13 protein-coding genes are annotated in these 13,347 nt (G+C 27.2%); 3 read left to right on the top strand and 10 right to left on the bottom strand.

Annotated features, from left to right (window positions below; translation table 11 throughout):
- Positions 1 to 158: 158 nt before the first annotated feature.
- Complete coding sequence (hemC, locus tag Q0H31_RS11255; RefSeq protein ID WP_295298236.1) at positions 159 to 1,070, top strand: hydroxymethylbilane synthase; 912 nt, start codon at positions 159 to 161, stop codon at positions 1,068 to 1,070.
- 44 nt (positions 1,071 to 1,114) lie between these two features.
- Here the strand turns inward: hemC and Q0H31_RS11250 are convergent, their stop codons facing one another.
- The 10 genes from Q0H31_RS11250 to cobA form a co-directional block, all read right to left on the bottom strand.
- Entirely contained in the window at positions 1,115 to 1,429 is a 315-nt protein-coding gene (locus Q0H31_RS11250) for a hypothetical protein (RefSeq protein ID WP_295298234.1), read from the bottom strand.
- Positions 1,430 to 1,438: 9 nt separating this feature from the next.
- Positions 1,439 to 2,065 carry a hypothetical protein gene (locus tag Q0H31_RS11245; RefSeq protein WP_295298232.1) on the bottom strand — a complete coding sequence of 209 codons (627 nt, stop codon included), beginning with the start codon at positions 2,063 to 2,065 and terminating at the stop codon, positions 1,439 to 1,441.
- 20 nt (positions 2,066 to 2,085) lie between these two features.
- Positions 2,086 to 3,207, bottom strand: coding sequence for a molybdopterin-guanine dinucleotide biosynthesis protein B (gene mobB / locus Q0H31_RS11240; protein ID WP_295298231.1), 1,122 nt, complete (start codon positions 3,205 to 3,207; stop codon positions 2,086 to 2,088).
- Positions 3,182 to 4,414 (bottom strand): FAD-dependent oxidoreductase, encoded by a 1,233-nt coding sequence (locus tag Q0H31_RS11235; RefSeq protein ID WP_295298229.1) that lies wholly within the window; start codon positions 4,412 to 4,414, stop codon positions 3,182 to 3,184. The genes mobB and Q0H31_RS11235 overlap by 26 nt, the downstream gene beginning before the upstream one ends.
- A 1-nt stretch (position 4,415) precedes the next feature.
- Positions 4,416 to 4,832, bottom strand: coding sequence for a 4Fe-4S dicluster domain-containing protein (locus Q0H31_RS11230; protein ID WP_219708140.1), 417 nt, complete (start codon positions 4,830 to 4,832; stop codon positions 4,416 to 4,418).
- Between the two features lie 19 nt (positions 4,833 to 4,851).
- The gene (locus Q0H31_RS11225; protein ID WP_295298226.1) at positions 4,852 to 6,936 is read right to left on the bottom strand and encodes a molybdopterin oxidoreductase family protein; all 2,085 of its coding nucleotides are present in this window, start codon (positions 6,934 to 6,936) and stop codon (positions 4,852 to 4,854) included.
- A 31-nt stretch (positions 6,937 to 6,967) separates the two neighbouring features.
- Complete coding sequence (locus Q0H31_RS11220; protein WP_295298224.1) at positions 6,968 to 8,158, bottom strand: molybdopterin molybdotransferase MoeA; 1,191 nt, start codon at positions 8,156 to 8,158, stop codon at positions 6,968 to 6,970.
- Positions 8,159 to 8,244: 86 nt separating this feature from the next.
- A complete protein-coding gene (locus tag Q0H31_RS11215) occupies positions 8,245 to 8,703 on the bottom strand; it encodes a bifunctional precorrin-2 dehydrogenase/sirohydrochlorin ferrochelatase (RefSeq protein ID WP_295298223.1) in 459 nt (152 codons plus the stop codon).
- Positions 8,704 to 8,707: 4 nt separating this feature from the next.
- Entirely contained in the window at positions 8,708 to 9,676 is a 969-nt protein-coding gene (gene hemB, locus Q0H31_RS11210; RefSeq protein ID WP_295298221.1) for a porphobilinogen synthase, read from the bottom strand.
- A 23-nt stretch (positions 9,677 to 9,699) separates the two neighbouring features.
- Entirely contained in the window at positions 9,700 to 11,160 is a 1,461-nt protein-coding gene (gene cobA / locus Q0H31_RS11205) for a uroporphyrinogen-III C-methyltransferase (RefSeq protein ID WP_295298219.1), read from the bottom strand.
- 226 nt (positions 11,161 to 11,386) lie between these two features.
- On the opposite strand from cobA, the gene Q0H31_RS11200 reads away from it, so the two are divergent.
- Positions 11,387 to 12,385 carry a glycosyltransferase family 2 protein gene (locus tag Q0H31_RS11200; RefSeq protein ID WP_295298218.1) on the top strand — a complete coding sequence of 333 codons (999 nt, stop codon included), beginning with the start codon at positions 11,387 to 11,389 and terminating at the stop codon, positions 12,383 to 12,385.
- 208 nt (positions 12,386 to 12,593) lie between these two features.
- Positions 12,594 to 13,262 (top strand): flavin reductase, encoded by a 669-nt coding sequence (locus Q0H31_RS11195; RefSeq protein WP_295298216.1) that lies wholly within the window; start codon positions 12,594 to 12,596, stop codon positions 13,260 to 13,262.
- Positions 13,263 to 13,347: the final 85 nt, after the last annotated feature.

The raw sequence follows: 13,347 nt of genomic DNA, 5'->3' as shown, positions 1-13,347 counted from the left end.
AGTTAATTAAATTATAAGGAATACCTGCTTTTTTTAAACTAAAAAACGTGCAATATGTATGGCTCCTAAACATGAAAAAAAGTCAATAAGTATTGATAAAAAAATAATAACTTGCTAAAATTATTTTTAAATTTTTTATAAAATGGAATAATGTTTTTATGATGAGAAAAAAGATTATTGTAGGAAGCAGAAATAGCAAATTAGCATTGGTTCAAACAAACATAGTAATAGAAAAATTAAAAAAGATAGATAAATTAAAAAAAGCAGATATAGAAATCAAAGAGATAACAACAAGCGGCGATAAGCATTTAATAGAAAATCCAAATAGCACAGAGAAATCTTTAAAGGGTGCTTTTACAAAAGAAATAGAAGAGTTTTTATTAGATAAAAAAATTGACTTTGCTGTGCATTCTATGAAGGATATGCCTATAATAAATACAAAAGGATTAGTATATGCTTCTGTGCCAGAAAGAGATGATGCAAGAGATGTTTTAATTTCTAAAAATAATATTAAATTTAATGATTTGAAAAAAGGCTCTGTAATAGGAACTACATCTTTAAGGCGTTCAAGTTCTGTTATGATGCTTAGAGATGATTTAATTGTAAAACCTATACGAGGAAATATTAATACAAGGTTAAAAAAACTTGAAACAGAAGATTATGATGCTTTAATATTGGCTGCTGCTGCTATGAAGAGATTAAATCTTGAGAGTATGATAACAGAATATTTTTCTATAGATGATATTCTTCCTGCACCGGGGCAGGGGGCATTATGTGTGCAGTGCAGAGAAAATGATTATGAGATGATAGAAATATTGAAATTGATAGAAGATAAAAATGTGAGGATATTAGTTGATATTGAAAGAGAGTTTGCATGTCTTTTTGACAGCGGATGTAATTCCCCGGTGGGGTGCTATACAGAAGTTGATGATAATAATATTATACTTCATGGAAATTTCTTTTATAATGATAAAAATTATAGAGATAAAATTTCTCTTAATGAATTAGAAGATAAAAATAATTTGGCTTTAGAACTTTATAAAAGAATTAGTAAGAAAATGAATATATAAAAAATAGGCTATCTTTTTATAGATAACCTATTTTTTGTTTTAATTTATTCTTTATTAGAGGTTAAATACATTTTTACAAAATTAAAAAATACTAAACACATAAAAGTAGAAGATATTAATAATTGAAAACCTGTAACATTTGTTGCTAATACTCCTAAATATTTATAAGCCTCAATAGAAGTGAAAAATGCTCCTGCTCTGTATCCTGCCAAAGTACCTATAGCCATAGGGAATGTTAAAGCTCCAAATAACGGAGTAAATCCGTTTTCAAAAAACTTAAATATATTAAACAATATATATATAAATGTTAATAAAACACAAATATATAATATTAGTGCTACAGTAGGATTAAAATACATTTTTAAACTTTATACATTATTAAAGTTTAAATAGCTTACAAGACATAAAGAACAAGGTGCTAATAATACAGTTTTTGTTTGAACAAAGTTAGCAGGTATAGGTTTTGTAATGATTCTTGGTATTAAAAATATTAATATGAGAACATAAACACCTATTCCATAAAAAGTTATTCCCATTGCAAGTTTAGGAGGAAGCATATTTATTCCTGCAACTGTAGAAACTAAAAGTCCGTTATAAGTTACGAAATATGAAGGAAGTAAAAAATCTACTTTAAAATTCATAATTATGTGATATATAGTGTAGCATAATATCATAGCCATATGAACAAATACACCTGTTAAAAATATAGCTTTTCCTAAAGCAGCATTATATCCAGCAATATAAGTACCAAATAGCATAGTGTTCATTGTTATTGTGGTATACATGGCTGCCAAAACTCCGCTTTTATATTCTTCCTGAACTTTAGGAAAAAAGAATATAACTTTTAATATACCTAATACAGCTGCTAATCCTGCTAAACACATGCATAAATGTCTCACCCAACTATAACCTAATAGATTATAAACGTTAGATAATGTGGCTAATCCTACGCATGTGCCAACAAAACCAATAGGCAATCCTTTTAATTTAGTCATACTTAAAACTCCTTTTATTATTATATTATTATAAGATTTTGTGTTATAAAATTTATTATTGAAGAAGGGTTATTAATATCAAAAACAGGAACTTCGCTTTTATAATTAATGTCATTTGTAACTAAAGCTTTTAAAGAAGAACCTTTGCACAAAGGCTTATCAGTTACATCTGTTCTAAAGACTTCTATTTTTGGTATATTATCAAGATGTTTAAAACCTTCTAATATAATTATGTCATATTCATTTAAGCTTTTTATAAACTTTATTAAATCCTCTTTTTCATCTTCGTTTTTTGTATAATCTTTTACAAGCATATATTTTAATGGGGAATATATTAAAGTAGCAGAAGCTCCATGATTTTTAAAATTATATGTATCTTTTCCATCTGTATCAAATGAATGGTCATGAGATGTATGTTTTATTACAGCAACAGTTTTACCCATATTGACAAACTCTTCTATTAATTTGCATATTAGAGTTGTTTTTCCGGAGTTTCTTTTACCGCAAACTGCAAAGTATTGAGGCATAGTTTTTTGAAACAATAAATAATCATCTAAAGTATTTATATTATATAATTTAAAAATTGTATATTTCAAATCTATATATTTAACTTTGATTTTTTCTATTAATTTTTTTATTCTATACTCTTTATTTTCTATGTTTTCATTTACAGCGTTAATTATATTTTTAGAATATATACCGCATAAAAAATAAGCCTTGTCATTATAAACAGGTATAAAAGCATCATGATGTTCATCTGCCGTACTTTGCATATAGTAAAGAAAATATCTGCTAATATTAGGGGTATCACAGCTTAAAAATTGTATATAATTAGAATTAATATTAACAAATGCACTATGAATGCCTCCTAAAGCACCTATATTTTTATTAATATCTTCTATTGTATGTATTTTTTTATTATGTTTTTCTTTATAATCAGAAATTAAAGAATTATATTTATCAGAATTATTTACAGATAAATATAATTCTTCACTACATTCTGAAATAATATGTTCTAAAAACGTGCTGTTGTTATCATACTTAAGTAAAGCTTTATCTTTAAAATCAAATCTTTTGCTGCTTCCTCCGCATAAAACAACAGCAGGTATATTTTTATTAAAAAGCAAATTTAAAGTTTTCATCTATATTAAAAAAGTCTGAATAATCTATATTAAACAATGGTTTTTTTACTTTGCTTACATCAATATTCTCTTTTATTAACTGAGTAAGTATTCCAGCATAACGCAAATCACCCTGAAGCAAAGCACCATATATTTTACCGTTTTTATGAACTATCTTTCTGTAATTTCCTTTTTTATCATCAAATATCTCTACAGAATAAGAATCATCAGGAGCTATAACATTTCCTATAGACATTGAAGGAATATTAAAGAAATTCATTGTGGACTTAAAATTAAACAAAGTATCTATATCAATATTGTTTCCTGTCATATTATTAGCAGCTATTATTGCCTGTTTAACAGCAGCAGACCATATAGCAGTAGTTGCAGTAATATCTCCGGCAGCATATATATCATTAATATTTGTTTTGCCGAATTTATCTATAACAACTCCGCCCATTTTATTTAATTCTATTTTGCTGTCTTTTAAATAATCAGTATTAGGTTTAACTCCCATAGCAACAACTATAAAATCAGCATCAATCTTTCTGCCGTCTTCAAGCTCAACAAATTTAGGATTTTTATTACTGTCAATATCTATTCTTTTTACTTTAACACTATAATACTGAGAAACATTATTTTCTTTTAATTTATCCTGATAAACATTAGCAGAATACTCATCTAATTGCTTGCTTATAATAAAAGGAGCAATATCAATAACAGAAAGCTTTTCTAATTTATAAGGCAAAAGCCCGCTTACCACATCAACACCAATAAGCCCAGCACCAATAACTACAGCATTTTTATATTTTTTAGCTAATTCCATTATTTTTTTACAATCATCAAGAGTTCTAACCCCCACAACATTATTAGCCTCTCTTAAATTTTCAATAGGCGGTATAGCACTTGAACCTCCTGTAGCTAAAAGAAGTTTATCATAACTCTCTTCATTTCCGTTTGAAAGCTTTACAGTTTTTTTGTCTGTGTCTACAGATATAGCTTTAGTGTTATTAATCCATTTTACATTATACTTATTAAAGAAATCTTCAGGCATAAAATTAAGAGACTCTTCAGTTCTCTTACCACTTATATAGTAATGAAGCATGCATCTTGAATATATTTTATCATCTATAGATACTAAAGTAATGTCAGCATCTTTATCCAACATTCTAAGTTCTCTCGCCCCATTTAATCCTGAAGCAGAAGCACCTAATACAAGATATTTCATATTATTTTACCTCCTCTAAAGTAATAGCTTTCATAGGACATTTTTTTACGCATTGAGAGCCTTCTTCATAATGCTCGCACATATCGCATTTTAATATTTGTTTTTTTGTTAAGCTGTCTTCTTTTAATACTCCATAAGGACAAGCCATTATGCACATATAACAGCTTGCACATTGTTCTTTATCATAAGTGACATATCCTGTTTTTGGGTCTTTTTTCATGGCTCCAGACATGCATGTATATACGCATTCAGGCAAATCGCAGTTGCGGCAAAATATGGGGGAGTTTTTATAATTGCTGCTTATAACAACTCTGTTTCTTGGTTCTTCTCCGTCATGTGCAACTATGCATGCACTTACACAAGTTAAACAGCCTATGCATTTATTTCTATCTATTGCTATTCTTTTTATAGGTTTCATATTTACTCCTTTTTTATTTTTATATAGCCTTTTTTATATTAACAGGTGTTGATTTATATGAAGGCTCTTTAGAATATGTATCATATACGCTAGGGGTTAAGGCATTGGTTTCTATATAGTGTATAGGAGCATATAATTGATTATCAGAAAGAGAATCGGTGATAAAAGCAATAAATTTTCTTGTCTGACCATTTATAGATTCTACTTCAACAGTATCAAAATTATTGATTCCTTTATTTTTTGCCATAGCCTCACTTATATAAATATAAGCATTCTTTACAGCCACATCATTAACAACATCTAATTCTCTTGTTCTTGTTTGAGTATGCCATTGACCAACTGTACCTCTTCCTGTATTTAATATATAAGGATATTTTTCGCTGCATTGAACAGGGTTTTCTATAGGCATTTCAAACATAAACTTAGCTTTTTTATTTGGAGTATAATATTGATTATTTTCAAAAAGTCTTCTTTCATTATCAGTGAGAGGGGCACTTCCTTCTGGGTAAGGCCATTGTATTCCAGCTGAATCATTTAAAGCATCATAGTCAACACCTGTAATATCACAAGGCATACCTTTACTGCATTTTTTCATTAATTCAAAAGCATCTTTAGGAGTTTCCCAGCCTTTTAATAAATCGCCCATTCCTAAAGCTTCACCCATTTTATAAAATACTTCATAGTCTGTTAATTTACCATTTTTTTCTGTAAGTACAGGGCGTAATTTTGATAATCTTCTTTCTGTATTAATTATAACGCCTTCTTTATAAAGTCCGGAAGTAACAGGGAAATAAACATCGCAAAGCTTAGAGCTGTCTGTATCATCATAAATATCTTGTACTATAAATAACTCTAAGTTTTCAATAGCCTTTTTAAATGTTTCGTTGTTAGTCCAAGAATGTCTAGGATTAGTACAGCATATCCAAAGAGCTTTTATCTCTCCTGCAATAGCTTTTTCTATTATAGCATTGTATGTAATAGTAGGAGTATTCGGAAGCCATTTCTCATCTATGCCTAATGCTTTTGATACAGCCTCTCTTCTTTTAGGGTTATCGAAATCTCCGCCTCCATATAATCCTGCAGTATTACTAAAGGCTCTTGAGCCCATAGCGTTGCATTGACCTGTTATAGAATTAGCACCTGTTCCGGGTCTTCCTATATTTCCTGTCATAAGTGCCAAGTTAATTATTGACTGTGCAGTACGTACAGCCTGATAACCTTGATTAACTCCCATAGTCCACCAGAATGATACATTTTTTCCTTCATGTATCATAGTAGCCATTTCCATAATTTGTTCTTCTGATAAACCTGTATTTTCTTTTGCTTTGCTTAATGGGAAGTTTTTAACATGCTCTTTATAAGCATCAAAGTTTTCTGTATAATTTTCTATATATTCTTTATTAATCCAATCTTTTTCAATTAAAACATTAGCCAAAGTATAGAATAAATAAATATCTGTTTTGCTTTTTAATCCGTACCAATAATCTGATTCTTTAGCAGTTTCTGATTTTCGAGGGTCTATTACTATAACTTTTTTATTAGGAATCTTATTTAATCTTATTCTGTCCCATATAATAGGGTGAGCCACTATAGGGTTAGCACCAATTAAAAATATAGTGTCTGATAATTCAAAGTCATTTAAAGTATATGGAGGAGCATCAAAACCAAAACTCTGTTTATGAGCAACAACAGAAGTAGCCATGCATAGCCTAGTGTTTCCATCTAAATTTCCGCCCAAAAAATTTCTAACAACATGCCCGAATATAGCCATACCCTCTGTTTCTAATTGACCTGTGCTTATTCCTGCTATAGCCTGAGGGCCGTACTTTTCTTTTATTTCTTTTAATTTGGAAGCAGTATAATTAAAAGCCTCTTCCCAAGAAACATGCTTAACATTACCCTGTTTGTCTTTAATTCTTGGCTTAGAATCAGGGCTATTCATAAGACCTTGCTTATTTAAATTAAGTCCTTTAATGCAAGAGAATCCTTTATTAACAGGATAATTTTTAGATGGTATAACCTTCGTGATTGTTTTACCGTCTGATGTAACATCAAAATTGCATGCTAATGAGCAGTAATTACATGTTGTTTGCATAGTATTCATATTTTTTTATACTCCTTCATTTAATTATTTTTTATATAAACTTTATACTAACATTTTCTAAAGCTTTTATTTCATTAATACCAACATCTATTTTAACAAGTGCTTTTATACCCGAAGGCAAATAGAAAGAGCCTTTATAATCAATGAGTTTAACAAATGTTGCATTTTCATTAAAAATAAACTCAGCAGGCAAATATTCTTCAGTATCGCTTTTTTTTCTTTTGTATTCCTCAAGCAAAGGGAGTTTAAAAAATTGATTATTATATTTACATCCCATACAATTATATATATAAGGCTTAACAAAATTTTCAAAAGCAACTAACACAGCAAAAGGATTGCCCGGAAGTCCGAATATTGCTTTATTTTCTTTTTTGCCAAAATAGAATGGCTTTCCCGGTTTTATTTTTACACCATGACAAAGTTCTTTTATATTAAGTGCATTAAAAACTTCTTTTGTAAAGTCCATGTCTCCAAATGATATTCCGCCGCTAACTATTATAATATCATTTTTTTCTAATGCTTTAGATACAATATCATAAAGAGCATTATAATCATCTTTTACTATTCCATAGAATTGGCATTCCATGTTCATTGCTTTTAATTTATTTTTTATTAAAAAGCTGTTTGAATCGTATATTTTTCCTTCTTCAAGTTCTTTTGTAATATCTGTAAGTTCATTCCCTGTACTTATAAAAGCAATTTTAGGATTTTTTACTACTTCAATTTCTGAGTATCCATTAGATGCTAATTTTGATATATCTTCAGCTGCTAATATTTTTTTATCTAATAATAAATCGCCTTTTTTATATCCGCTTCCTTTATATATGATATTATCAGACCTTTCAGTTTCTTTTATATAAACATATTTATTTTCATCATTGATAATTTCAGTAGCTTCAAATTTAGATATTTTATTTATATTTTTTGGAACCGCCGCACCTGTCATTATTTTTATACAGCAATTTTCAGGAATGTTTATATTTTTGTTTAAATCGCCTGCTATGATACTTTCTTTTAGCAGCAAAAATTTTTTATTGCCATTATTAAAATATCCGTATCCGTCCATAGCAGATTTATCAAAAGGAGGGTCATCTATTTTGTAATAAAGCTCTTTTTTAAGCACTCTTTTATATGCATCTTTTATATTAATAACTTCGCTTTGTAATGATATATTATTATTAAATATAATATTATAAACTTCATCAACCAATAATTTATGCATACAATATACCTATATAACCCTTTATTATAGAATATCATGTATGCTTATAAATGCCGTGATTTAAATCACAAATTACAATAAATTTATTATATGCTTTTATCTAAATATTTTTTTATTTTTTCTTTTAATTCTAAAGCTTTTTTAGGGTTGCCGTCTGCTGATATTGCTATAGAATATTCTTCATTTTCTATACTTGTGCAAAAACGTATATTCATATTCTCTTTGGAAGAAACATTATTAACCAATATATTTTCTTTAATGCATAAATTTGATATTTCATTATTTATTTTTTCATCATCAGTAGCGGCAATAACTAAAAAATATTTTTTTAATGTTTCTCTTTCTATTTCAAATTTATTATTTATGATTTTTATTTTTTTGTCATCTGCCAATTTTTTTATATCGTCTATTATTTTATCAGAAATAACTGTAATATTTTTGCATTCATATTTTATAAGTTTGTTAATTTTTCTTAAAGCAACATTTCCTCCGCCTATGATGAGGCACTCTTTATTTTTTACATTTAAAAATACTGGAAAAAACATAATATCAAATTTCTTTTAAATATTTACTTAAATCTTTGGCATGATAAGTTATGATTATGTTAGCTCCCGCTCTTTTTAATGCATACATATTTTCTAAAACAGCTTTTTTCTCATCTATAAATCCAAGTTTTGATGCAGCTTTCATCATAGAATATTCTCCGCTTACATTATATGCTGCTATTGGAATATTGAAATTATTTGATACATCTTTTATAACATCTAAATAAGACAAAGCAGGTTTTATTATAAAAATATCTGCCCCTTCTTCTATATCATTTTCTATCTTTTTTATATATTCTTTGCTGTTTCTAAAATCCATTTGATAACTTTTTCTATCTCCGAAACTTGGAGCAGAATCAGCAGCCATTCTAAAAGGTGAATAATAACAAGAAGCATATTTCACACTATAAGACATTATAGGAGTATTATAATAGCCGTTTTTATCTAAAATATTTCTAATAGCATAAACATGACCGTCCATACAATCTGAAGGAGCCACTATATCGCTTCCAGCTTTAACATGAGATAATGCTATTTTCGCTATATATTCAAGTGTAGAATCATTATCAACATTACTTCCGCATAATATTCCGCAATGACCATGTGAAGTATATTCGCACATGCATACATCTGTTACAACTAAAAGATTAGGAAAATTCGATTTTATATATTTTACAGCATTTTGTATTATTCCATTTTCATCAAAAGAAGAGCTTCCTATTTCATCTTTATTTTTAGGTATTCCAAATAATAATATGCCTCTTATACCCAATTCTACTATTTCATCTAATTCTTCTTTTAATTTATCTATAGAAAATCTAAATTGATTAGGCATAGCCTCTATTTCTTTTTTTATATTATTTCCTTCCTCTATAAATATTGGATATAAAAAATCATTCATAGTTAAACTTACATCAGATATCATATCTCTTATAATAGCATTATTTCTTGTTCTTCTAGTTCTTTTAAACATGTTTTTTATTAATCTCCTAAAAATTATTTATCTTCCAATAAAGATTTAATTACACCTTCAGTATAAAATTCTTCAGCTTCTAAATATACACTCAAATTATTATCTCTTATTTTTTTGCTTGTTACAGGTCCTATTGAAACTATTTTTTTATTTTTAATTAAAGATATATTATAATTAATTGATTCTAAAAATGATTCGACTGTAGACGGGCTAAAAAATATTATATAATCTATCATATTAATATTTTCTATCATCACTTTTTCTTCATACTTTATTTTTTTAGTATTATATAATTCTAATTTTATGAAGTTCCTATTATATTTTTTGCTTATTTCATCTTTATTTATAGGAGATATATTTGATGTAATGATTAATATATCATCATTTTCATTTGTATGATTTACAGACTCTTTTATTAATTCATTAACTAAAAATTGATTAGGGTGAAAATCTGCTTTAATTTTATATCTTTCTAAAGCATTTAATGTAGCTTTTCCTACAACGCCTATTTTTATATTATTCAATACTCTCAAATCATCTATCTTTTCAATGAAAGCATTAGCTCCATTTGATGAACATAATAATATAGCTTTGTATTTATTTAAGTTAATAAGCTCTTTATTATTATATTCTATATCAATCATAGGCAGTGAATAACATTGTGCCCCTAAACTTATTAATCTGTTATATAAAATATTAGCTCTTTTTTTATCTCTTGTTATTAAAACAGACTTACCGCTTAAAGGCATTTTATCATACCAAGAGAATTTATTTTGAAATTGAACAACATCTCCAACGATAATAGCAGCTGGGGATTTTATATTTTTTTCTTTGGATATACTCACAATATTTTCTAAAGTTCCAACTATCACTCTTTGGTTCGGACGGCATGCATTTTCTACTATTGAAGCTTTAGAAGATTTTGATTTGCCATTTTCTATAAGGCCATTAACTATCTTTTCAAGATTTGCTATTCCCATCAAAAATACTAAAGTACCTTCTAATTTTGATATTATAGTAAAATCTAAATGATTATATTCTCCCATTGCATGTGCTGTAAATACATGAAAACTTCTTGATATGTTTCTGTAGGTTAAAGGAATGCCTGCATATTCGCATGAAGCTATTGATGAACTTATACCCGGCACTATTTCAAATTTAATGTTGTTATCATATAAAAAATCTAATTCTTCTCCGCCTCTTCCAAATACTAAAGGGTCTCCTCCTTTTAATCTTACAACTGTTTTATTTTGTAGAGCATATTTGAGAATTGTTTTATGTATAGTATTTTGAAGTTCAGGATTTCCATGCTCCTTTCCTAAATATACTAACTCTGCTTTTTCATTACAAAATTGAAGTATGCTATTGTCAACAAGCCTATCATATATAACACAATCGCATATAGATAAAACTTCTTTTGCTTTTAATGTTAAAAGCTCATAAGAACCGCAGCCGCCTCCAACAATATATACTTTGCCAGACATTTTTTATAACCTCTGTTTAATATAGAGTTTTTAAAAGATACTATAATAAAAAATTTATTTTGTCAAATTACACATAATATATAAATGCATATGATATAAATATACTATTATAATTTAAATTATATGCAGCAGTTATTTTTCTAAAAATAAAAGATAACTATCTATATTAAAAAAATAATAATTTATTTATCCTTGATTTTTCCAATTATTTTGATAATATATTTTTATGATTAGTGTAATTATACCAGTATACAATGTAGAAAAATATTTAAGAGATTGTTTGAATAGTGTAATAGGTCAAACATATAAAGATTTAGAAATAATATGTATAAATGACGGCTCTAAGGATAATTCACTTTCTATACTTGAAGAATATGCAAAAATAGACAAAAGAATTATAATAATAAATAAAGAAAATGCTGGAGTTTCTGCTGCAAGAAATGATGGTATAGAAAAATCAACAGGTGAATATTTATTTTGTTTAGACAGTGATGATTATATAGATAAAGATTTTTTGGAAGTGTTTTATAATAATTCCCAAAAAAACAATAGTGATTTAGTTATATTAAGCAATTTTTGGGGGCTTGATAAGAGAGCTACAAAAAAATACCATTCAGCACTTCCTACTTGTTCTATGTTTGTAAAATCAAGTATTTTAAAAGAAAATAAACATTTAAGATATCCTATAAATATTCAGCCCGGTGAAGACGGTATATTTTCTCATGAACTTTTAATGTATACAAAAAATATAAGCTATGAATATGATACTCATTATCACTATATTAAAAGAGAAGGTCAAGATTCATCGAAGGCAGTAAAAGAACCAAAAATATTATTAAATGCTATAAGAGAATGGTTTAATATTTTAGATGAGTTTTATACAAAAAATAATTTTTGGCAAACTAAATCATTATCTTTTGCCAAGTTTGTAGAACAAGAGGCTTTCTTGGCTTTTAGAACAAAAAACTTTAATAAAGATGATGAAAGAAAAGTTTTTGATATGATGAAAAATATATTAAAAAAAATAATTGTCAATGTTAATAAAGATGATTATGAATGCTTTTCTAAAGAGTTTATATGTTTAATAGAATCTAATACAATTAAAGAATATTATTCTATAATAAAATATAAATATAATTATATAAGATTTACAATATTTAAGCAAAATGTTTCTATTAGGTACAGAGAAAACAGATATAAATTATATAAAAATGATGATATTTAGGATTGCTTAAACAACCATATTTTTTTAATTTCTATATTTTTATAAATGTGTTATTGAATTTTTTTTCTATATACTTCGTAAAAGCTTTTATCATTCAAATCGTTTAATCAAAAACACAAATAGTTTAAATTAAAATTTAAAAACAATTTTGACAAACTTAAAATTTTTTACTATAATTAACAATTATTACTAATAAGGAGTGAAAACTATGAATACATTTGCATTAACAAAATTATCTTATGGAATGTATATTTTAACTACAATGGACGGTGATAAGCCAGTGGGCTGTACTATAAACACCTCTACACAGATAACATCAACTCCAACTACAATTATGATTAGCGTAAATAAAAACAATTATACAAATGAATGCATCAAAAAAAGCGGTAAATTTGCATTATCAGTTCTTTCAGAAAAAAGCGACCCTGCTCTAATAGGAGGTTTTGGTTTTAGAAGTTCAAAAGACGCTAATAAATTTGAAAATGTTAATTATGAAATGAAAGAAGGTCTTCCTGTTATAAAAGACGCTAATGCTTATTTTGTATGTAAAGTGGTAAACAGTTTTGATGTATTTACTCATACTTTGTTTATAGGCGAGTTGGTAGATGCTGATATATTTGATAATAATACTAACTCTATGACTTATTCTTATTATCATACAGTAATAAAAGGAAAAACTCCTCCTAATGCTTCTACTGCTAATGCATACGAAAATAAAACAGAAAAAAAAGAAGAAACAGAAAAACCTAAAGCAATTTATAGATGTAAAACTTGCGGATTTGAATATAAGGGAAGTGTTCCATTTGAAGAGCTTCCTAATGATTGGAAATGTCCATTATGTGGCGAGCCTAAGAGCAATTTTGAAAAAGTAGAATAATTGTTATAGTATTATGCACAGGAGCCAGACATATTGCAGTTAGGAATTCCTTAATTTCTTAAAGTATAGCATAGGTGTATCATAA

This window comes from uncultured Brachyspira sp. (assembly GCF_934747485.1).
GTDB lineage: Bacteria > Spirochaetota > Brachyspiria > Brachyspirales > Brachyspiraceae > Brachyspira.
This window is presented reverse-complemented; position numbering and strand designations above follow the sequence as displayed.

Coding starts and splice junctions, on each gene's coding strand:
- Q0H31_RS11230 (WP_219708140.1), bottom strand. CDS start 4,832: ATGAAACCTATAAAAAGAATAGCAATAGATAGAAATAAATGCATAGGC.
- Q0H31_RS11195 (WP_295298216.1), top strand. CDS start 12,594: ATGAATACATTTGCATTAACAAAATTATCTTATGGAATGTATATTTTA.
- Q0H31_RS11250 (WP_295298234.1), bottom strand. CDS start 1,429: ATGTATTTTAATCCTACTGTAGCACTAATATTATATATTTGTGTTTTA.
- Q0H31_RS11245 (WP_295298232.1), bottom strand. CDS start 2,065: ATGACTAAATTAAAAGGATTGCCTATTGGTTTTGTTGGCACATGCGTA.
- mobB (WP_295298231.1), bottom strand. CDS start 3,207: ATGAAAACTTTAAATTTGCTTTTTAATAAAAATATACCTGCTGTTGTT.
- Q0H31_RS11225 (WP_295298226.1), bottom strand. CDS start 6,936: ATGAATACTATGCAAACAACATGTAATTACTGCTCATTAGCATGCAAT.
- cobA (WP_295298219.1), bottom strand. CDS start 11,160: ATGTCTGGCAAAGTATATATTGTTGGAGGCGGCTGCGGTTCTTATGAG.
- Q0H31_RS11200 (WP_295298218.1), top strand. CDS start 11,387: ATGATTAGTGTAATTATACCAGTATACAATGTAGAAAAATATTTAAGA.
- Q0H31_RS11235 (WP_295298229.1), bottom strand. CDS start 4,414: ATGAAATATCTTGTATTAGGTGCTTCTGCTTCAGGATTAAATGGGGCG.
- Q0H31_RS11215 (WP_295298223.1), bottom strand. CDS start 8,703: ATGTTTTTTCCAGTATTTTTAAATGTAAAAAATAAAGAGTGCCTCATC.
- hemC (WP_295298236.1), top strand. CDS start 159: ATGATGAGAAAAAAGATTATTGTAGGAAGCAGAAATAGCAAATTAGCA.
- Q0H31_RS11220 (WP_295298224.1), bottom strand. CDS start 8,158: ATGCATAAATTATTGGTTGATGAAGTTTATAATATTATATTTAATAAT.
- hemB (WP_295298221.1), bottom strand. CDS start 9,676: ATGTTTAAAAGAACTAGAAGAACAAGAAATAATGCTATTATAAGAGAT.